Source organism: Leptolyngbya sp. GB1-A1 (assembly GCF_039962475.1).
Lineage (GTDB): Bacteria > Cyanobacteriota > Cyanobacteriia > Elainellales > Elainellaceae > Leptolyngbya_A.
Map to the genome: position 1 here is coordinate 88895 of NZ_JAMPLI010000008.1, position 20581 is coordinate 109475.

The 20581-nt window shown below is 51.9% G+C and carries 13 protein-coding genes; 10 read left to right on the top strand and 3 right to left on the bottom strand.

Annotated elements, in window-relative coordinates; translation table 11 throughout:
- Window positions 1–633: 633 nt before the first annotated feature.
- From NDI45_RS10985 to NDI45_RS11000, 4 genes are all read left to right on the top strand, one after another.
- Window positions 634–2943, top strand: a complete 2310-nt coding sequence (locus NDI45_RS10985) for an SLBB domain-containing protein (protein WP_348247338.1) — start codon at window positions 634–636, stop codon at window positions 2941–2943.
- Window positions 2944–3087: 144 nt separating this feature from the next.
- Window positions 3088–5238, top strand: coding sequence for a polysaccharide biosynthesis tyrosine autokinase (locus NDI45_RS10990; RefSeq protein ID WP_348247339.1), 2151 nt, complete (start codon window positions 3088–3090; stop codon window positions 5236–5238).
- 304 nt (window positions 5239–5542) lie between these two features.
- Window positions 5543–5950, top strand: a complete 408-nt coding sequence (locus tag NDI45_RS10995) for a hypothetical protein (protein WP_348247340.1) — start codon at window positions 5543–5545, stop codon at window positions 5948–5950.
- 12 nt (window positions 5951–5962) lie between these two features.
- The gene (locus tag NDI45_RS11000; RefSeq protein WP_348247341.1) at window positions 5963–7222 is read left to right on the top strand and encodes a glutamate-5-semialdehyde dehydrogenase; all 1260 of its coding nucleotides are present in this window, start codon (window positions 5963–5965) and stop codon (window positions 7220–7222) included.
- Window positions 7223–7256: 34 nt separating this feature from the next.
- Here the strand turns inward: NDI45_RS11000 and NDI45_RS11005 are convergent, their stop codons facing one another.
- On the bottom strand, window positions 7257–7736 hold the full coding sequence (locus NDI45_RS11005) for a hypothetical protein (protein ID WP_190794657.1): 480 nt from the start codon (window positions 7734–7736) through the stop codon (window positions 7257–7259).
- Window positions 7737–8042: 306 nt separating this feature from the next.
- A complete protein-coding gene (locus NDI45_RS11010) occupies window positions 8043–8858 on the bottom strand; it encodes a fatty acid desaturase (RefSeq protein WP_348247342.1) in 816 nt (271 codons plus the stop codon).
- A 165-nt stretch (window positions 8859–9023) separates the two neighbouring features.
- Here NDI45_RS11010 and NDI45_RS11015 point away from each other — a divergent pair, with 165 nt between their 5' ends.
- The 5 genes from NDI45_RS11015 (at window position 9024) to NDI45_RS11035 (ending at window position 15054) form a co-directional block, all read left to right on the top strand.
- Complete coding sequence (locus NDI45_RS11015; RefSeq protein WP_348247343.1) at window positions 9024–10259, top strand: methionine gamma-lyase family protein; 1236 nt, start codon at window positions 9024–9026, stop codon at window positions 10257–10259.
- A 221-nt stretch (window positions 10260–10480) separates the two neighbouring features.
- Window positions 10481–11398, top strand: a complete 918-nt coding sequence (locus NDI45_RS11020) for a putative selenate ABC transporter substrate-binding protein (RefSeq protein WP_348247344.1) — start codon at window positions 10481–10483, stop codon at window positions 11396–11398.
- 37 nt (window positions 11399–11435) lie between these two features.
- On the top strand, window positions 11436–12191 hold the full coding sequence (locus NDI45_RS11025) for an ATP-binding cassette domain-containing protein (protein WP_190790303.1): 756 nt from the start codon (window positions 11436–11438) through the stop codon (window positions 12189–12191).
- Window positions 12160–14019 (top strand): ABC transporter permease subunit, encoded by a 1860-nt coding sequence (locus NDI45_RS11030; protein ID WP_242067145.1) that lies wholly within the window; start codon window positions 12160–12162, stop codon window positions 14017–14019. Before NDI45_RS11025 ends, NDI45_RS11030 begins: the two co-directional genes overlap by 32 nt.
- A gap of 225 nt (window positions 14020–14244) precedes the next feature.
- On the top strand, window positions 14245–15054 hold the full coding sequence (locus NDI45_RS11035) for a tetratricopeptide repeat protein (RefSeq protein WP_348247345.1): 810 nt from the start codon (window positions 14245–14247) through the stop codon (window positions 15052–15054).
- Window positions 15055–15382: 328 nt separating this feature from the next.
- Here the strand turns inward: NDI45_RS11035 and NDI45_RS11040 are convergent, their stop codons facing one another.
- The gene (locus NDI45_RS11040; protein WP_190790305.1) at window positions 15383–16351 is read right to left on the bottom strand and encodes an RNA polymerase sigma factor, RpoD/SigA family; all 969 of its coding nucleotides are present in this window, start codon (window positions 16349–16351) and stop codon (window positions 15383–15385) included.
- A 1070-nt stretch (window positions 16352–17421) separates the two neighbouring features.
- Between NDI45_RS11040 and glgP the strand changes: the two genes are divergently transcribed.
- Entirely contained in the window at window positions 17422–20076 is a 2655-nt protein-coding gene (glgP, locus tag NDI45_RS11045) for an alpha-glucan family phosphorylase (RefSeq protein WP_190790306.1), read from the top strand.
- Window positions 20077–20581 lie beyond the last annotated feature (505 nt).

A 20581-nucleotide genomic window follows, 5' to 3' on the forward strand; every position in this document is an offset into this window, starting at 1 on the left:
TTACTGATAGGCTACAGTAGCTTACTGTGAATCAATCACAAATCAGGAAAAACTGATTGAACTATCGTGAGTAATATCTCGGAGAGCAGAGTGTACGAATCGAGTTCCTGATAAAGTTTTAGCGTATCGCTGAGAAATTAAGCGTAAATATCAAACGTAGAAGCAGGACAGATGCACAATACGATCCCTATCCGGTTAACTTCCCCTGAACGTTTGATTCGCAGGTGATGCAGCTTTACAAAATCGTTCGTACAGAACCGTTCTTAAAACTCTTGTAACTCTGCCTTGCAAGTCTGCTATAGAGCTGATTGAATGACCTGAAGGGAATTGCTGAGTGGGTTACTCGCTGCTCAGTTGGTAGAAACCCAGAGGCGGAAGATGCGCTGATTTAAACCTTGTATAGCTGTGATACTACATAATTTCTCGGGGAAGGGGCAAAGTCCTCTGGAGAGAATTTATAGATGCTTTATATCCTATCTAGAGTTTGTAAAGCTGGGAAGGCGATCGACTGTGAAAATTTCGTGGTAGTTTCTGTTTTCCGAATTTCCCTGCAAAAGGCATCCTGAACTTTCCTCAGTGGACTGTAGTAAGTAGCAGTATCCGCTATGTTCTGTCGTAATTACAGGTCGATCGATGCGTGTTTCTGCTTTGATCCAGCTCTCGGCTCTTGCTGCCTGCCCCCTTGCTCTGTTGACCCTAAACGACACGGGAGACAGCCGCGTTCCTTCGCAGCCAGCGTCTACTCCAACTTCACCGGAGACAGCTTCCCAAAAAAACAATGCGGTGGCTGACCTATCAACCACGATATTGCCACCAGAAGCATATGCAGCAGAGGCACAGGGAAGCGATCGTCCTCTGTCATCAGCTAAGACATTAACTACAACTGCGAATACTCAGAAAATACAAACTGCCGTAAATCTGCCTGAGCCACAACTGTATCCGCTGCCGCCCTCTCAGAGCAGCTCACCTAGCCCTCAAGCGGTAGCTCGTCAACCAATGCGAGCCAGTTCTCCTGCTCGAGTGAATGCTACACCAGAACGCTTGGATGTTTCCTGGGATCGCGTGATTGCTCGCTCAGTAGGTCTTGATGAAAGCACGTTTGCTGCGGTCAGTCGTGCTTCGACACCTCCTGCGGCTGCTCTATCCACCGCACCTGCCCAAGCACTCTTACCTGAGGCGGCCGCCCTCGATCCTCAATCTGCAAATCCTGATCCCGCTGTTCAATCGACCACTCAAGACACGGCTCAGGCGGATAGTCCCGCAACTCAAGGCATTGCCCAAGCCGATGTTCAGCAAATGGAATCAGTTCCGGTTCCTGCTTCAATTCAAGCCGCAGCTCCTACTTCCACGACGGCTGAAGCGAATATTCAGTCTGATGTTCAGTCTGCCACAACGACAGCTGAAGCGAAGATTCAGCAAATCGACTCTGCGCCCACAACGGCTCAAGCGGATACTTTGCCTGCTGAACCTGCTATTGCTCAAGCCGATATTCAGCAAATGGGCTCGGTTCCTGCTGCTCCAGCTGCGATCGAAGCCACTCAGCCTATAGAGCTTGTCTCAGCCGCAGTTGCTCAGCCTACCGTTTCCGCAGCAAAGCCTATTGCTCAAACTCAATTCAGCGAAAGTCCCGTAAGAGCCACTACTTTGCCATCGCTGCCAACCAGTCCGCCTCAACCCACAACTAATTTACTGTCTGCCGAGGCGGTCGATCAGACTTATCGCTTGGGTCCAGGTGATGCAATTCAGGTGAACTTCTTCAATGTGCCGGAATATAGCGGTACACAGCGTGTCTTGGTGGATGGAACAGTAAACCTGCCTGCGGTAGGCAATGTGTCGGTTGCAGGATTAACGCTGGCTGAAGCCGAGCAGACGATCGCCGCAGTTTACGGGCGCGAACTGAGAAATATTCGAGTTACAGTGGGCTTGGCGCAGTCTCGTCCGCTGCGGGTTGGGGTTGCCGGGGAAGTGAGACAGCCCGGATATTATGTGATGGCATCCAACGATGCTCAGCTTCCTAGCGTGGCACAGGCAATTCAAACGGCGGGCGGCGTCACTCAGCTTGCTAACCTGCGGCAGGTTCAGGTGCGGCGGATTGGGCGGGCAGGCACTCCCGAAATCATTTCGGTGAATCTATGGGCGCTGTTGGAACAGGGCGACCTGAGCCAAAACCTGACGCTGCTCGATGGAGATACGATCGTCATTGCGCCCACAGATAGCATGAATGCTGCAGAAACTGAGCAGCTTGCTGCATCGAATTTGGCATCTAATGAAGCTCAGGCAATTAATATTTCCCTGATCGGTGAAGTCGGTCGTCCGGGCGCTTATAAATTAGACAGTGCGGCAGGCAATCGCGCTACCTTAACGCAGGCGATCCAGGCAGCAGGGGGCGTGACGCCAGAGGCAGATCTCCGCAAGGTTCAAGTCCAGCGATCAGCACGCAACGGCACGATGCAAGCGACAACCCTCGACCTCTGGCAGCTTGTCACGGCAGGCGATCTGAGCCAGGATTTGATCCTGCAGCCCGGCGATCGAATTACGATTGCCAAAGCAGAGGCAATGACCCCCGAAGAAATGTCGCGGGTGACAGGTTCCAATGTTTCGCCCACCAATATTCGCGTCAATATTGTCGGAGAGGCAACAAGCCCAGGAGCAGTGCAGGTTCCGGCAAACACGACTCTGAACCAGGCACTTCTGGCAGCCGGAGGGTTTAACAGACGGTCACGCCGCACCGTTGAGCTCATTCGGATTAACCCCAACGGAACGCTGACGCAGCGCAATATCGAGGTGGATTGGGATCGCCCCGTTGATCCTGAAACGAATCCGATTCTCTTTAATAACGATGTGATTCGCGTCCGCCGAAACGGACTTGCGAGCTTCTCTGATACTGCTACAAGTATCCTGGAACCAATTTTCCGTATTCTGCCCGTATTTGGTCTTTTCTAGGTTGAGTCGCCCGTTTAACGATCGCTGCTCTGCGTTCTCTAGCTTGGCGCAGCCCTCCGCCCCAACTAATGTTTGCCAACCTGATTTCCCTGCCTTCTGGATTTGCCCTCGGCTGAGTGCCTTCTACAAAGGATGACATTTACCATGAAAGACGCTGAATCTAAACCGATCGCGATCGAAAAAAATGGCAGTATGCCCCCAAACGCATTGGTTCGAGCAGCAACCGTCACCCAGGTTCCGGGCACCTCCGAAGATTCGATGAATTTTTGGGAAATGATACAGCGGCGATGGTGGATTGTTGCCGGAGTCGGGTTGATTAGCATGATCTATTTTGTCAATACTGCTTTGCGGCAGCAGTCAGAATATGTTGGTCGATTTCGGCTGCTTGTTGAGCCTGTGAATGATGCTGGGCTCTCTAGCATCAGCGGTACTGATAATAACAAATCTTCTAATCTCGATTACGATACACAAATTCAAGTGCTGCAAAGCCCCGGTTTGCTCAATCGAAGTGTCGAAAAGCTGCGTCCTTTCTATCCGAATTTGACCTATAGCAATCTGATACAAGGGCTTTCGATCACCCAGCTCCGTGACACAAAAATTATTCAGGTGCAGTATCAGAGCAATAATCCGACAGAAGTTCCGGCAGTTCTTGAGCAAATTTCTAAAGACTATCTGGCATATAGTTTGAACGAGCGGGAAACCAACCTGCAGCAGGGACTGCGATTTGTGCAGACTCAGCTGATCTCGGCTCAGAAGCGAGTCGATGATCTTCAGCTCAAGCTTCAAGCATTTCGGCAAAACAACGAGTTTTTTGATCCTGATGGTAAAGCATCTCAGGTAATCAGCCAATCAGAACAGCTTGCTCAGCAGCAGATCGAGGTAGATCAAGAGCTACAACAGGCACAGGCTGAACTTGACAGACTGCAAGAAGAAACGGGGGCGATCGCCACACTCAACCAATCCGCCGCCTATCAGCAACTTGTTACTCAGCTTCGAGAGCTAGAGACACTAATTGCGCTGGAGAGAACGCGCTTTCAGGATGACAGTCTTACGATTCGGGTACTGCGCGAAAAGCAATCAAACGTACTGGCGCTGTTGGGTGATGAAGCGCGACGGGCGATTGGCGGTAGGGCAGCGGAAATTAGCAACCGCATTCAAATCCTGGAGGTGCAGCAGCAGGCAATTGCTGAAACGCAAAGCTCGCTCGATCAGCAGTTTCAGCAGATTCCTGGGCTCTCGCGCCAGTACACGGATTTGCAGCGAGAACTTCAGATTGCCACCGAAAGCTTAAATCGCCTATTAGTCACGCGGGAAACGCTTCAGGTGGAAGCGGCACAAAAAGAAATTCCCTGGCAGATCGTCGAGCCACCTTCACAGCTCGCTGACAGCGTCGAATCCGACACGGCTCGCAGTTTGCTGCTTGGGCTTGCTATCAGCCTTGCCCTGGGGGTTGGGGCTGCGTTTTTGATTGAAAAACTAGACAGCACCTTTCATGCCGCAGACGATCTGAGCCGCAGGTTTAAGCTGCCGATATTGGCGGTGATTCCCCTTCAGTCTGACCTTCTAGGGATGGAATACAGCGTTCGATCGCAGCGTCGAAAGAGTGTTGGGCGGCAGCTCGCTACCTGGATCAAACAGTTGCAGCGAAGCATTAGCGGCAGCGTTCCGTTGATGCCTCAGCCTGACGATTATGACGTGTTTGAGTTTGAGGAATCGTTTAAGCTACTGCAAACCAATCTGCAGATGATGCAGTCTGAGACTCAAAAGCCGATTCAAACGATCGTCATCACTTCGGCTCAAGCAGGCGATGGCAAGTCTACGATCGCGTGGTACCTTGCCCAAACCGCCGCCTCAATAGGCAAACGGGTCTTGCTGGTCGATGCTGATTTGAGACGATCGCAGCTTCAAACCCGGCTGAATCTTGCAGAAAAAAAAGGCTTAGCTGAGCTTTTCTCCGCTAAGCCAGTGCTCAAAGAAGTCATTCAGCAGCCGCTGCCAGGCAGCTCTCTCTATATCCTGCCCAGCGGGGCGACAACGCTTGATCCGGTTCAGGTCTTTTCATCCCCGCGAATGCGCGCGCTGGCAACCAAGCTCGAAGACACCTTCGATCTCGTGATTTACGATGCTCCACCGCTGAACGGACTCGCCGACACTCTCCAACTCGCCGCTCACGCTGACAGCTTACTCCTGGTTGTGCGCCTGCATAAAACGGACAAAGCCGCGGCCGCAAAGGCGATCGAGAGTTTGAGCCATGCTCGCGCCCGCCTGCTGGGACTGGTCGCAAACGGTCGGTAAAACGATTTATGCTTGGTCATTTGTGCTTTGCTCTGCTCGACCCCTTGATGAGTTAAAAAGACCGTTAACAATCGTGAGCGTCTACGGAGTTTGAGCTAGATTGAGAGTGTTAACATTGGACAAAGCGAAATCGAATCCTCTAAACGGGGAGCAGCTTCGCTGAGGAAACCACAAGTCGGGGTAGTGCGGCAAAGCAGTTCCCCCTAAGCGGTAAGCGGGGTAATTCTTTCTTCAGGCTGCCTCCTAGCATTCTGATTCGCGCTTATTGTCCGTTTCTAGTAAGCAACATTCACCTAAGCTGACTGTGCAACCCCAAAAAGCTCACAAGATTGACACTACCGCAGACTATCCCTGTCCTTGTCGTCGTCGGGGTCGTCTCACGCCCATTACGCTGACCGAAGCCTTTGGCTGCACACGCTGTCAGCAAATCTTCGTGGTGCAGGATAACGGTCATGTGATTGAGCAGCTTTCGACCACCTATCCCTATAAGCGAGCCTGGCGATGGACAGGGCATCAGTGGAATGTCGCCCACTCCAGCTTGAGCAGAGGCTATTTCCCCATTACGCTGCTGATGATTTTTGGGTTGGTATTTTTGCTGCTGCTGACTGTCCTTCAGTTTCCGATTAGTGCCAGCGTTGCGTTTCGCGTCATTGCTGCGCTGTTGCTGTCGATGATGTTAGTCTTGATGCTGTGGCTAGCTTGTAGACGTTAGGCAGGAACTTCTTTGAACGCTTCTCCGGATCTCACCTCCGCTGCCCATCAGGCTTATGCGGCTTCTCTTCAGCTTGCCGCTTCAAGAGGCATCGATCGCAGCCGTGCACTGCAAATTATGGCAGAAGCCCTCCTAGAGCGGCAGGACGATATTCTGGAAGCAAACACGCTGGATCTGGAGATCAGCCGTGAGATGGCAGTGCCGGAACTGATTCTGGACTGGCTCAAGCTTACCCCAGAGCGGCTGCAAACCACGGGATCAATCCTACAGCGACTCGCAGAGATTTCTGATCCCACTCAGCAGGTGCTCAATATTCCCTCGTTTCAAGTCGATCAGTGCCAGACTTATTATCAGCTTATGCCGCTGGGCGTGATTGCGCTGGTGTATGAGGCATTTCCTGAGCTGGGCGCGATCGCCGCCGGACTCTGCATCAGAACGGGAAACAGTTTAATTCTACGGGGCGGCACGGAGGCAAGCCACTCCAATCAGGTGATCGGCGAGACACTGCGGTTGGCGATCGAGGATTCCGGTCTGCCGGTGGATGCGCTACAGCATTTACCCTCGGATCAGGGAGATAACATTCGAGAACTAGTGACGCTCGATCGCTACGTGAATCTGGTGATTCCCTACGGACGTTCGAGCCTGGTACAGCAGGTAATTCGGCAGGCAACTTGTCCGGTGCTGAAAACGGCGATCGGAAACTGCTACCTGTACTGGTCGCCGTCTGGAAATTTAGAAGTAACGCGCTGGATGATTTTAGATAGCCATCAGAGCGAGCCGGATGCGGTCAATGCGATCGAAAAAGTGCTGGTGTATCGGCAGCACAGCACCACATCTTTAATGATGCTTTGGAACAGCCTGAAGGAAAAAGGCTTTGAGCTGCGCGGGGATGCCGAACTTATTGCCGAATTTCCCGAAATCTTTACCGCAGAGGCAAAAGAATCTGAGTGGAATCAGGCCTATCTCAACAGCACGATCGCCTTCAAGGTGGTAGACGGGCTAGAGACGGCGATCGCCTGGATGAATGCTCACAGCAGCGGCCATGCCGACTGTCTTGCCACTGAGTCTTACCAGGAGAGCCGCCAGTTTGCGATGGGCATTACCAGTGCCATGAGCTATATCAACGCCTCTCCCCGGTTTTATCGCATCCCGAAGCGGGGTAGCCCGATCGTGCTGGGGATGTCGAACCAAAAAGGACACCGTCGTGGGCTGATCAGTCTTGAAACCCTAACGACGGTGAAGCATATTGTGCAGGGAAATGGAATGGGCTAGGAGCCGATTCATCACGCCCGATTCAGGACGCTAATTAATTACACAAATCGCCTGTCCAGTCTTCAGCTCCGCGTCCGGGCTGGCAGCGGTTTTGCTCAGTGACTTGCGTAATCTTCCAGAGTTTCTCGCCGTTTGCGCCGTCCTCGGCCGGGGTTAGCTCATAGCGCGTGCGTTTTGCCCGGACAGAATCATCGGGCAATCCAGACTGGGTGACGGTGACGATCGCCTTGTCTTGTGAGGGATAGGTGAGGCGAATTTGCTCTGACCCGATCGGTTCTGGTGCGCCTGGACGCAGTGAAACCACCATGGTCAGGGGGTCGGCTCCCGGTGCGGGAAGGGTTGGGTTTTCAACCACACGGAACTCGCTCTCTGCGGCGGGCGCATTTGCCGTTGCGGTATTTTCGGTTTGCGGCTGCTCTGGGGCAGAAGCAGTGGGGGCAGATTGGGTGCAGCCCGTGACAGCGACGATCGCGGCAGCCGCTCCAGCCATAAGAATTAAAAATCGTTTAGCCATAGCCTGATGAACATTCCTCTTCGTGTAGTCGGGCAAACTGAGAGCAACAGCAATCATTTACAGCAGGATCGCCATTTACAGCAGGATCAACAGAATATTTATTTTCTCTCTAAACTGATGATTCTCTTTCAAAGGTCCTGATAATTCGATTGACAGTCGGGTAGCTTCATCAGTTCCAGCCCGGATTCCGCATGATCATTTAAACCATGATCGGCTACTTTTGTCATCTGTACCGATCGCCATAAAAAAAGCCCGACGATACGGGCGAGAGAAAAGTTTTTAACAGAATTTCAAATCAATCTAATGCTACGGATTTTCAGCCAGCTTAATTTTCTTCGCTAATCCCAGAGATTTCAAAACGCAGACCATCCACCAAGTGACATCAATTTCCCACCACTTCAGTCCGTGACGAGCCGAGTACTGATAGGTGTGGTGATTGTTGTGCCAGCCTTCGCCATAAGCTAGGATTGCAACCCACCAGCAGTTCGTCGATTTGTCGGTAGACTCGAAGTTGCGGTAGCCAAACTTGTGCGTGGCACTGTTCACCAGCCAGGTTGAGTGATAGACCATGATCAGACGCACAAAAACACCCCAAATCAGGAATGGCATCCCGCCGATCAGATAGAGAATGCCCGCAAACGCCACTTGAATCGGGAAGAAATAGTTCTCACAGAACTGATAGAAGGGATCGTCTCCAATATCTTTGGTGTACCTTGGCACGTCAGCCTTTGCCGGAATTTCTCGGAGCATCCAGCCCAGATGACTCCACCAAAAGCCTTTATTGGAATCGTGATGATCGCTATCTTCGTCTGAGTGAAGGTGGTGGTGACGATGCAGCCCAACCCAGGAGATCGGACCCCCTTGCATAGACAGCGTTCCGCAAAACATTAACGCATACTCTAGCCATTTAGGAGTTTGAAAGCTGCGGTGCGTAATCAATCGATGCCAACCCAGCGTCACTCCTAAGCAACCCGTAAACCAATGCAAGAATACCGCTAGCCCAACTGCCGTCCAGCTAAAGTTACTCGGAAGCAGGGCAAGAAGTGCCACAGCATGGACGAACACCATAAAGCCGATGACGACCCAATCGCGGCGGAGTGTTTTAACTGATGCAGTAGTCATGTAGCAATCTCAATGTGAACAAGTCGGTCTGAATTTGCGCGACAATGAACAACGCGATCGTACCGAGAGATTCTGCTTGGAACCTCCTACCAAGGGATTATCCCATTCGATCGCCAGATGTTTTGCAAGGAGCCGGGAGATAAACAGTCAATGAACAGCCAGGCAATGAACAGCTTTAACCGGCTTCAGGAGGCGCAGCAGACACTATCTCCGATTTTTTCCTCTATTGACACGAAGGTCAAGAAAAATCTCCGGCGAGTGCTAGAAGCATTCCGGCGACACCAGGTTGGCGTCCACCATTTTGCGGGTGTGACCGGGTATGGACACGATGATTTAGGCAGAGAAATTCTCGATCGCGTGTTTGCTGATGTGGTGGGGGCAGAAGCCGCAGCCGTGCGCGTTCAGTTTGTGTCGGGCACACATGCGATCGCCGCTGCGCTGTTCGGCGTGCTGCGACCGGGGGATGAAATGCTTGCTGTTGCGGGTGCGCCCTACGATACTTTGGAAGAAGTGATCGGGCTGCGCGGACAGGGACAGGGTTCCCTCAAAGAGTTTGGCATTACTTATCGCCAGCTAGAACTGACCGAATCAGGAGAAATCGACTGGCAAACCCTTGCCGCTGCCATTCGTCCAGCAACGCGCCTGGTTCATATTCAGCGATCGTGCGGCTACTCCTGGCGACCCAGCCTCTCGATTCTAGACATCGAAAAAATTGTTCGCCTGGTTAAGCAGCAAAATCCTGAAACGGTGTGCTTTGTGGACAACTGCTATGGCGAATTTATCGAAGACCAGGAACCGCCTGCCGTAGGCGCGGATCTCATTGCCGGATCGTTGATCAAAAATCCGGGAGGGACGATCGTTCCGGCAGGTGGCTATGTAGCAGGACGCGCCGATTTAGTGGAGCGAGCAGCGTTTCGGCTCACGGCTCCCGGCATCGGCAGAGAAGGCGGTGCAACATTTGATCAAAATCGGCTGCTGTTTCAGGGACTTTTTCTGGCTCCGCAAATGGTTGGTGAGGCAATGAAGGGCAATCACCTCACGGCTTATGTGTTCGATCAGCTTGGCTATCCGGTGAACCCTGCGCCTTTTGCTCCGCGTCGAGACGTAATCCAGGCAATTAAGCTTGGCTCACCCGAAAAAATCATTGCCTTTTGCAAAGCGGTTCAGTCTTATTCTCCGATCGGCTCTTATCTCAGTCCGGTTCCTGCTCAAATGCCCGGCTACGAAAGCGATCTGGTGATGGCAGGCGGCACATTTATCGACGGCAGCACTTCCGAATTTTCAGCCGATGGCCCGCTGCGCGAACCCTATGTTGTCTTTTGTCAGGGTGGGACGCATTGGACTCATGTTGCGCTTGCGCTAGAGGCAGCGATCGAGGAGGTGGGGCAATGTGAGGGATGACGGGATGGATGCAAGGTGCAGGGATTTAAGCTTAGAGGCGATGAATACTGCGAGGAGGGCGTCCTGCAAAGTTAGAGACTGGCTAATTTTAGCTTCTGAGCAAAGGTCGCTCGCCTTCTGTCTAGCCGGAGAAATTCGTTACGATAGAGAATTGCTTTCTTTTCATCTTTTTGTAGGCATTTCTTCATCCTTAGTTATAGGCATTGTTTTGTAGGAATTGTATGAAACGAGTTTTTGTTCCTGCGCTGTTGGCACTGCTTTTGCCAATCGCTTCCTGTACCTCAAACCCCAATTCAACGGCAAGTTCTGGCGATCAGGCAGCAGTTAAACCGCTGGTTGCAGGGGCAATTCCCGACCAAGATCCAGAAAAGCTTCAGCGACTCTATGGCAAGCTCTCTGCCTATCTGACCCAGGAACTGGGCGTTCCGGTTGAGTACAAGCCCGTGACGGACTACACGGCAGCGGTGACTGCCTTTAAGGTGGGCGATCTCGATCTCGTTTGGTTTGGCGGACTAACGGGCGTACAGGCGCGGCTTCAGGTTCCGGGGGCGGAGGCGATCGTCCAGCGCGACATTGATGCAGACTTTCACAGCGTATTTATTGCCCATAAGCAGTCTGGACTGAAGCCGTTTCAGGAAATTAACGGGCTACAAACTTTAAAAGGACGCACGTTCACCTTTGGCAGCGAGTCTTCTACCTCAGGTCGGTTGATGCCGCAATACTTCCTGGAGCAGGCAGGCATGAAGCTGGAAGACTTTAAAGGACAGGTCGGCTTTTCCAAAAATCACGATGCTACGCTCAAGCTGGTAGAAGCTGGAACCTACGATGCAGGCGTGCTGAACGAGCAGGTTTGGCAAAAGCGCGTCGATGCGGGCGAGGTTGATCTGAATAAAGTTGAAGTTCTCTGGCGGACTCCCGCCTATTTCGACTATCACTGGGTCGTCAATCCCCAACTGGCTGAACGCTATGGGGCTGATTTTGTTGAGAAATTGAAGACAGCCCTGCTCAAGCTTGATCCCAATGTGCCGGAGCAAAAGGAAATCCTCGATTTGTTTGACGCAAAGAAGTTCATCCCCACGAAAAACTCGAACTATCAGCAGATCGAGCAAGTTGGGCGGCAAATTGGCAAGATTCAGTAATTTCACTTATCGATTTCACTCATCGATTTGATCGATCGTGGCACTTCCCCTTTTTGACCCGATTTTTGAACTGCGGCAGGTCACGCAGCGGTTTGGGCAGTTCGTAGCTCTGACTGGTTTAAATCTGCATATTAATTCAGGAGAGCGGGTGGCGTTAGTCGGGTCGAGTGGAGCCGGGAAGAGCACACTGCTGCGGCTACTCAACGGCACACTGCTCCCCACGCAAGGGGAAGTCTGGGCACTGGGACAGCCTTTGAATTGTCTTTCGGCAGCGAAAATGCGGCGGGTTCAGCGGCAGATCGGCACGGTGTATCAGCAGTTTCATCTGGTGAATCATCTCGCCGTCGTTCACAACGTCAACGCGGGTCACTTGGGCAGATGGTCGTTCTGGAAGGCGGCTCTGTCGTTGATTTATCCGCAAGATTTGGAGACGGCAGCCAAGGCTCTGCATCGGGTCGGCATTCCAGAGAAGCTCTACGATCGCACTGATTCTCTCTCTGGCGGACAGCAGCAGCGCGTTGCCATTGCCCGGGTGCTGGTGCAAGACCCGATCGCAATCCTGGCAGATGAACCCGTCGCCAGTCTTGATCCCCAGCTCAGCCGCGAGATTATGAATCTGCTTTGTGGCTTGGCAGCGATCGACGGTAAAACGCTGGTGGTCAGCATTCATTCGATCGAGCTGGCAAAAAGCCACTTCGATCGCATTATTGGACTGCGCGCCGGACAGGTTTTCTTTGATCTGCCTGTTCATCAGGTAAGTGATGCGCTCATTTCCAGCCTTTACCAGCGATGAGGAACTGCTGATGTCTTCTCGGTTTATGCCGCGCCCCTCGCTGTGGACTGCCCAAACGCGCTGGTTCCTGCTGATGCTGGGGGCGATCGGCTTTTCCGGCTACATGGCGGGACTCTTCCAGCAGGATTTGCTGAACTTTCGGGGGCTGCCTCAGCTCGGACAATTTTTTCGCGCCAGTATTCACCCCGATCTAAGTCCAGAATTCTTGCAGCTTACCTGGAATGCCAGTCTAGTCACGCTTGCCTTTGCCGTCTGCGGCACAGTTCTCAGTGTCACTGTGGGACTTCTGGGCGGCGTATTGATCTCAGAAGTTTGGTGGCAGTCTGTCTTTCCGCGTTGGGCAGCGGGGCAATTTTTTGGACAGGGACTCCGGGTAATCCTCTTGGTTCCGCGTGCAATTCATGAGCTGATCTGGGGACTATTTTTCGTTAATCTGTTTGGGCTTGATCCCTTGGTGGGCATTGTGGCGATCGTTGTTCCCTACAGCGCGATCGTCTCTAAAGTCTTTTCCGAAACGCTGGACGAAACCCCCCGCGAACCGCTCAATGCCCTGCTGAATAGCGGTGTGCTGCCCCTGACTGCTTTCTTCTACACGCTGCTTCCCCAGGCTGCCCTCGATCTGATTTCCTATAGCTTTTATCGCTTTGAATGTTCACTGCGATCGGCTGCCGTTCTGGGGATCATCGGAGCCGGAGGAGTGGGATATCAAATTTTGTTGAGTTTGCAATCGCTCCGCTACGAGCAGCTTTGGACGCTGTTTTACGCGCTGATCATGCTCAACAGTCTGGTCGATCTAGCCAGTGCCCTGCTGCGCCATCGCCTCGGAGCACCTACGCGCCTTGATCTCAATCTACGCCGCCGAGCCAGGCAGCTTCCGTCTCAAAGTTCTCCAGCCTTGGGGGATTTAGGGGGCAATGCAAGCGTTAGAGGATTGATCATTTACCCCCAACTTCAGCCCCCCCACGAAAACAGCTTCCCCTCAAGAATTTCCAGGTTCCTGTTCCAAACCAGGTGGCAGCCCAGCCTCACCCTGGCAGGATTGGGGATGATCGTCCTCATCCCCTTTTGTTTTTGGTTTGTCGGGGCAGACTACAGCAAACTCTGGTCGCCTCGTACCGTGACGCTGTTAGGAGAAGTGGGGCGAACAACCTTCCCGCCTAACTTTCAACTCGCTCAATTTCCGCAATTGATTCGCCTCTGCCTGGAAACGATCGCCATGTCGGTTCTCGCGATTACCCTGGCAGGATTGGGCGGGATTGTGCTGTCTTTCCCCTCGGCTCGCAACATTTTCCTGCCGGGCGGACTGCTGCAACCCTTTAGCACAAGTAGGATCGCGCAGGGATCAAGCTGGCTGCTGCTGATTTCGTCTCGGCTGCTGTTGCTGCTGTTTCGATCGATCCCCGCCCCGATCTGGGCACTAATTTCCTTATTTATCCTGTTTCCCGGAATTTTGCCCGGAGCGATCGCCCTGGGCATTCACAACTGGGGCATTTTAGGACGGCTGATGGCAGAAGTAAATGAAAACCTGGATCAACGTCCGATCGTTGCGCTCAAAGCTCAGGGAACTCCAGCAGCGATCGTCTTTTTGTATGGAATGCTGCCGCTTACCTTGACCCGTTTTCTTGCCTACATTCTGTATCGCTGGGAGGTCTGCACGCGAGAAACCGTAATTGTTGGGCTGGTGGGAGCAGGTGGGTTGGGGCGGCTGGTTAGCGAACAGTTGAGCAGTTTTAACTACAGCAGTTTAATTGTGACGCTGGGCTGTTTCGTCTTGATGACGGTTGGCGTGGATTGGATCAGCCGTACCGCTAGACGATTGCTGCGGTGAAAAGCCACTGGGTGAAAATCTCCCCTTCCGCGATTTGGCAAAAGTTTGGTTCCGTTCATTAAAGTGGGCAAGATTAGGGCAGGGTTGCACTACACCATCATCATCGGCAGAATATCTGCTGAAGAAATCACGGCTGGGAACATTCACCCAGGCTTTATTTCTGTATCTTTATTAGAATTTCCATCTGTCAATCTTTACTAGAGCGGGGTCAGACTCACATCCGTTATGAGTCAAAGTCAAGAGCTACAAACCTGGTACGACCAGGGCACTGCCCTATTTCGCGTTGGACGTTTCGAGGGAGCCATTGCCCGCTTCGATAAGTTTTTGCTAGCGCAGCCCGATCATTACGAGGTCTGGAGCCAACGAGGCTGTGCCCTCTATGAAATGGGCGCTTATGAAGAAGCGATCGTCAGCTTTGATAAGGCAATTCGGATTAAGCCAAAGTATCCCCTCGCCTGGCACGGCAGAGGCATCGCGCTGGCAAAACTCGGACGGTTAGAAGAAGCCATCACCAGCTTCACTCAGGCACTTAAGTACGGCACAGATAATGCCAAAGTCTGGTACAACACCGGGCACACTTACCTTTGCCTTTACCAGTATCGGGAAGCGGTTACTGCCCTCGATCGGGCAATCGAACTCAAGCCCAATAACTATCGCGCCTGGTATAGCCGTGCCGTTGCTCTTGCCTCGCTGCGCCGCTACGAAGATGCCCTTACCAGCATCGATACTGCCCTTGCAATCAAGCGAAGCTGCTACTATGCCTGGAATTACAAAGGTTTAGTGCTGATCAAGCTCGATCGCCATGCAGAAGCCCTTATCTGCTTCGACAAATCCCTTAAATATCAGTCAGACAACCCCAACGCCTGGTATGGTCAAGCCTGTTCCTATGCAATGCAAGGCGATATCGACCAAACCCTGCGAGCCCTGCATCGGGCGATCGTGATCAGTCCTAATCTTTACCGGGTCATGGCACAAACCGATCCCTGCTTTGATCGAGTTCGGAGTCATGCTCAGTTTCAGGAGTTGGTGCGATAGGGAATGGGTAGGCGAACGAGTGAGTTTCCGTAGGATGGGGTAGCGTCACGCATCAGCTTCTGGGGAGAATGCCTCTCATCCAGAAATTCATGCACCCTAGCGATCGTCTAAAGCCTCATCTCAAATTTAAGTTGATCAGAGGGAAGGGACGTTTTTTTAAGGACAACTTTTAAAGACAACAGTGGGACGATCGACTTTCAACTCAGGATAGGAGGTTCAATTCACCTCTCTATCTTCGGCTCAAAATCGATCGTCCCAATTTCAGGATTGAGTGACGATTAGGTGACTCCGATCGCGTTGCTAATGCGAAACTGGACGGAAAATCGAATTAGCTAACAGCGAGGTATTCTCGAATGTCGGCTCTGCGCTTCCGCAGTTTGGTCAGAGCTTCCCGCTCGATCTGGCGGACTCGTTCTCGGCTAATGTTGAGCCGATCGCCAATTTTTGCCAAGGTGAGCGATTGCCCATCTTCTAGCCCAAAGCGGAGGGAAAGGACTTCGCGCTGCTGCGGCGTTAAGTCTGCCATGAGCTGATCGAGTTCCGTTCGCAGAGAAGATTGAGTGGCAAAATCTTCAGGAGATGGACCCGTATCTTCCAGCAGTTCGCCGAGTTCGGTGTCCTGGTTGTCTCCGACCCGCAGATCTAGGGAGAGGGGCTGGCGTGCCCGTTCCAGATATTCCCGCACCTGGCGGGGGGTGAGTTCCAGTTCTGCTGCCAGTTCTGCCGGGGTTGCAGCTCGTCCAAGCTTTTGCGAGAGCTGTCGCTGTGCTTTTTTGATTTTATTCAGCTTTTCGGTGATGTGAATCGGGAGGCGGATGGTGCGTCCCTTTTCGGCAATGGCGCGGGTAATTGCCTGGCGAATCCACCAGTAAGCATAGGTCGAGAAGCGATAGCCCTTGGTCGGATCGAACTTCTCAACGCCGCGCTGCATTCCAATCGTCCCTTCCTGAATCAGGTCGAGCAGATCGACATTGCGCTTGATGTACTTCTTAGCAACCGACACCACAAGACGCAAATTTGCCTCGACCATCTTTCGCTTGGCTCGTTCGCCTTCGATGATGACCTGATCGAGTTCTTCGAGGGAGGTTTTTGCTGCGGTTGACCACTCTTCAAGACTGGGTTCATGCCCCAGCTTTTCAGTCAGGGCTTCCTTGATTTCATTAAAAATGCTAAGTCGCTGAACTTGCTTACCGTAAAGAATTTCTTGCTCATGCGTTAACAGAGGGACACGACCAATCTCGCGGAGGTAGGCGCGAACCATGTCTGCGGAAGATGTGGAGGGTAAAGTCGTCTTCATATTGCCGATACTCTAGCTTCTGAGGACACGAGTGGGGATGGGTTAGGTTGACGATTCGCAGGATTACTTTGCTTGATTTACTTTGTTTAGAACAAAGATGCTTGAAACAAAGAAGTAACAAATGACTCAGGACAAATGCGTTAGAGAGATAGCTGCGCTGGAAGGCTCTACCTCAGTACTTATTCACAAATGCCTGTTTACAGTCGGTTCGCAGTCGATTCACCGTGAGTTTTATGAATTCACTGTGAACTAATCATGGAATTGCAGCATGAACTGCAAACTGCGCTCAGACTTGTCACTCTTTCTTATCGCCCTTTGTAAAACAAAATGTGTAAAACAAAGTAGCTAGAACAGACGATCGCCTGCTCTGCACGATTTGACGAGAGCTGAGAGCTTCATTAAAGAGAAGCTAAAAGCACTACACCTGCTGAAATTTGATGAGAATCAGTCGCCGTATCAGGTCAGAGCGATGATACCGGAGAGAGATGGGATAGATATCGCTTCAGGATGTGACAGCTACCGCAAGATGTTACAAAAATTTTCGACACCGTTTCTCGAATGCAACACCGTTTCTCGAATGCAATCAAGACTTAGAAGCAGAATCAGCAATGCGAGCATTGTATTTCTGAGTCTAGAGTCCTTGTGCTTGACTGCTATTTGACCCCTTCATAACTTGAATTTTAATAATCGTAACATTAGTTAACGTGTTTGTCACACCCCTCAAACAATTCGACTTTGTATGGCCCCTTCCTTTGATAAATCCTAGAATACTGGGCGTTCTAGATTTACAAATGCACCCTGAGACACAAAATCAGGGGAATTTTCCCTGAGAAGAATCGAACTTTTGAACGATCGCTTTGTTAACTTTTCTAATGCTCAGCCTTACTCTACCGCGAAGAAATTAGAAAAACTCAGAAAAGAGTATTAAGACTTTCCCTGGTTCCGGCTGCCAGCGTCACAATGACTAGAGACTCCTGGTAGAGGTCAGTTCCCCCGATTGTTGCTACAAGATCTCTGCTAGAGATTCGTGCCGAGACTCTCGCCCAAAATCGACGGAGCCTGGTTGAACTATGAAGCCAATTCGCATTTTTAATGTTTCCCCTTCTCTGCCTACCAAGCTAGAACCCCTACGCCAGCTTGCCTACAATCTGCATTGGGATTGGAATGCTGAGACTGCAAATTTATTTCGACGGCTCGATCGCGAGCTATGGGAATCCAGCCGTTACAATCCCATTTTGCTGCTGGGAACCATCAGCCAGGAACGCCTGCGAGAGGCAGCAGAGGATGAAGGGTTTCTGGCGCAAATGCACCGAGCAGCCCGCCAACTTGAGGAGTATTTAACCGAGCGCACCTGGTATCGCAAGCACCGCAATATTAAAGGCAACAATAGCGGCAGCACAGCCGAGGGTCTGGCCGAACCTCCAACGAGTGCCTCGACGTCTCAAGATTGCTACGCCTACTTTTCAGCAGAGTTTGGCTTAACCGTCGCTCTGCCCATTTACTCGGGTGGCTTAGGAGTTCTGGCAGGCGATCACCTCAAATCTGCAAGCGATCTAGGGCTGCCGCTAGTCGGCGTGGGTTTGCTGTATCAGCAGGGCTATTTCGCCCAATACCTGAACGCAGATGGCTGGCAGCAGGAACGTTACCCACTCAATGACTTTTATAATATGCCGCTGCACCTGGAGCGCAATCCAGATGGCTCAGAGCTGCGAATTGCTGTGGAATATCCGGGTCGAACCGTTTATGCCCGGGTCTGGCGAGTGCAGGTGGGAACGGTTCCGCTCTATTTAATGGATACCAACATTGAGCCAAACAACACCTACGACCAGAATATTACCGACCAGCTCTACGGCGGAGACCTCGATCTAAGAATTCATCAAGAAATCATGCTTGGCATTGGCGGCGTGCGAATGCTGCGAGCATTGGGGCTCCAACCCACGGCATACCACATGAACGAAGGGCATTCTGCGTTTATGGCACTGGAGCGAATCCGCATTTTGATTGAAGAAGAAGGGCTAACCTTTAGAGAAGCAAAGCAGGTGGCGCAGTCCAGCCAGATTTTTACGACTCATACGCCTGTCCCGGCCGGCATCGATTTGTTTCCGCCTGACAAGGTGTTGTACTACCTGGGGTACTACGCTGAGAAATTCAGACTTTCCAGAGAAGAGTTTCTGTCGCTGGGGCGCGAAAACACTGGGGATTTGTCTTCGCCGTTTAGTATGGCAGTGCTGGCAATTCAGACGGCAACTTTTGTGAATGGGGTGAGTCAGCTTCACGGCGAAGTGTCGCGGTCGATGTTCGGCAAACTCTGGTCTACACTGCCCACCGACGAAGTGCCTATTACCTCTATTACCAACGGCGTTCATGCCCGAAGCTGTGTTGCGCCTGCGAATCAGGATCTATACGATCGCTATTTGGGTCCAAGCTGGTCGAGTGCCCCGGCGGATCATCCCCTATGGGGGCGGGTTTATTCCATTCCCGACGAGGAGTTGTGGCGCAACCATGAACGCTGCCGATCGGAAATGATCGTCTTTGTGCGGGAACGTTTGCAGCACAGCCTGCGCGATCGCGGTGCTTCTCCGACTGAGCTTGCTGCTGCTCAAGATGTGCTTGACCCCTCGGTACTGACAATTGGGTTTGCCCGCCGCTTTGCCACCTACAAACGCGCCACCCTGTTCCTGCGCAATGTGGAGCGAATTAAGCGCATTCTGCTGGGGGCAAATGCCGATCGCACCAAAGGAGATCCAATCCAGAAGCGATCGGTTCAGTTTGTGATTGCGGGCAAGGCGCACCCGAAAGACAGCCCAGGGAAAGAGCTAATTCGGCAAGTCACGCACTTCATTCGTGAACAGGGAATGCAGCACAATATTGTTTTTGTGCCTAACTACGATGTTCATGTAGCCCGGCTAATGGTAGCTGGCTGCGATGTCTGGCTAAATACGCCCCGCCGTCCCAGAGAAGCATCGGGAACCAGCGGCATGAAAGCCGCGATGAACGGACTGCCAAACTTGAGCGTGCTGGATGGCTGGTGGGCCGAAGCAGACTACGTGCGAACGGGCTGGGCGATCGGTCACGGCGAAGACTACGACGACTTGGAATACCAGGATGAAGTCGAGGCAAATGCCCTGTATGACCTTTTAGAACAGGAGGTCGTGCCCCTATTTTACGATCGCGATGATGAAGGACTGCCGCATGGCTGGATTGCCAAAATGAAGGACGCGATTCGGATCAACTGTCCTCATTTCAACACTGCACGGATGGTTGGTGAATATGCCACACGCGCTTACTTCCCTGCCAGCGATCGCTATCGCATTATGATGGCTGACCGCTATGCCCCTGCCAAAGAACTGGCGCACTGGAAAAGCCATCTGTTTGAACACTGGTATGACATCAAGATCGAACAGGTGGATGTGTCTGAACCCGCAAACGTTAAAGTGGGTCAGGCGATCGGTGTAAAAGCCAGACTCAGCTTAGGGGTACTTACACCTCAAGATGTGCGGGTGGAACTGTATCAAGGAGCTGTAAATGCCAATGGTGATATCGAACGGGGTTCCCCAGTCGTGATGGAGTACCAGGGCACAGATCCACAGCATCCCCATATCAGCATCTACATGGTTGACATTGCATACCAGAATAGCGGTCTACAAGGGTTCTCGCTGCGTGTCATGCCGCAACATGAAAACCTCAGCAGTCCTTATGAAGCAGGACTAACGCTATCGAGTTAGGCGGTTACCTCAGCAGGGTTGAGGCTCTACAACGCCCTCTATCATTTCTAATCCGTTGCCTGACCTGTTCCCTAATCCTGAGGACTTTCAAGCCCTAAAGAAGGCTGGTTTCCTCGGAATTAGGGACGGTGGTATGTGCCTTAAAAGGTCACAAGTTAGGGACGCCAATTCCCAATGGTGATGTTACAGATTCCCGCAGAACGGGTTCGACCAGAAGTAAGGTGGAAAAATTTATCGTTCAGAAACAATTCGAGAGTTAAGTCCGGCATTGCTGAATGGAAATCAGATTCTCGGATAGGGGGTTCTGCGCTAGGGGTAGTTTGCAAGCCACTCTTACAGAATTCATCCCTCGGATCAGCAATGCCTTAAGTTCTTCTGTAATTTTCCCAGAAAAGAATAGTAGGATGATGTTCCATTTTTTCGCGAAAATGAAAAATTTCCTGCCGTTTGTAATGAGGATTTAGGAGGCCAAACCCTCTCAAGCCAATCATTCCAGACTCCTTAA

What these genes read in the sequence shown, in the direction of transcription:
- NDI45_RS11010 (WP_348247342.1), bottom strand. Translation starts at nt 8,858, where the DNA reads ATGACTACTGCATCAGTTAAAACACTCCGCCGCGATTGGGTCGTCATC.
- NDI45_RS11030 (WP_242067145.1), top strand. Translation starts at nt 12,160, where the DNA reads ATGCGCTCATTTCCAGCCTTTACCAGCGATGAGGAACTGCTGATGTCT.
- NDI45_RS10990 (WP_348247339.1), top strand. Translation starts at nt 3,088, where the DNA reads ATGAAAGACGCTGAATCTAAACCGATCGCGATCGAAAAAAATGGCAGT.
- NDI45_RS10985 (WP_348247338.1), top strand. Translation starts at nt 634, where the DNA reads ATGCGTGTTTCTGCTTTGATCCAGCTCTCGGCTCTTGCTGCCTGCCCC.
- NDI45_RS11015 (WP_348247343.1), top strand. Translation starts at nt 9,024, where the DNA reads ATGAACAGCTTTAACCGGCTTCAGGAGGCGCAGCAGACACTATCTCCG.
- NDI45_RS11040 (WP_190790305.1), bottom strand. Translation starts at nt 16,351, where the DNA reads ATGAAGACGACTTTACCCTCCACATCTTCCGCAGACATGGTTCGCGCC.
- NDI45_RS11005 (WP_190794657.1), bottom strand. Translation starts at nt 7,736, where the DNA reads ATGGCTAAACGATTTTTAATTCTTATGGCTGGAGCGGCTGCCGCGATC.
- NDI45_RS11020 (WP_348247344.1), top strand. Translation starts at nt 10,481, where the DNA reads ATGAAACGAGTTTTTGTTCCTGCGCTGTTGGCACTGCTTTTGCCAATC.
- NDI45_RS11035 (WP_348247345.1), top strand. Translation starts at nt 14,245, where the DNA reads ATGAGTCAAAGTCAAGAGCTACAAACCTGGTACGACCAGGGCACTGCC.
- glgP (WP_190790306.1), top strand. Translation starts at nt 17,422, where the DNA reads ATGAAGCCAATTCGCATTTTTAATGTTTCCCCTTCTCTGCCTACCAAG.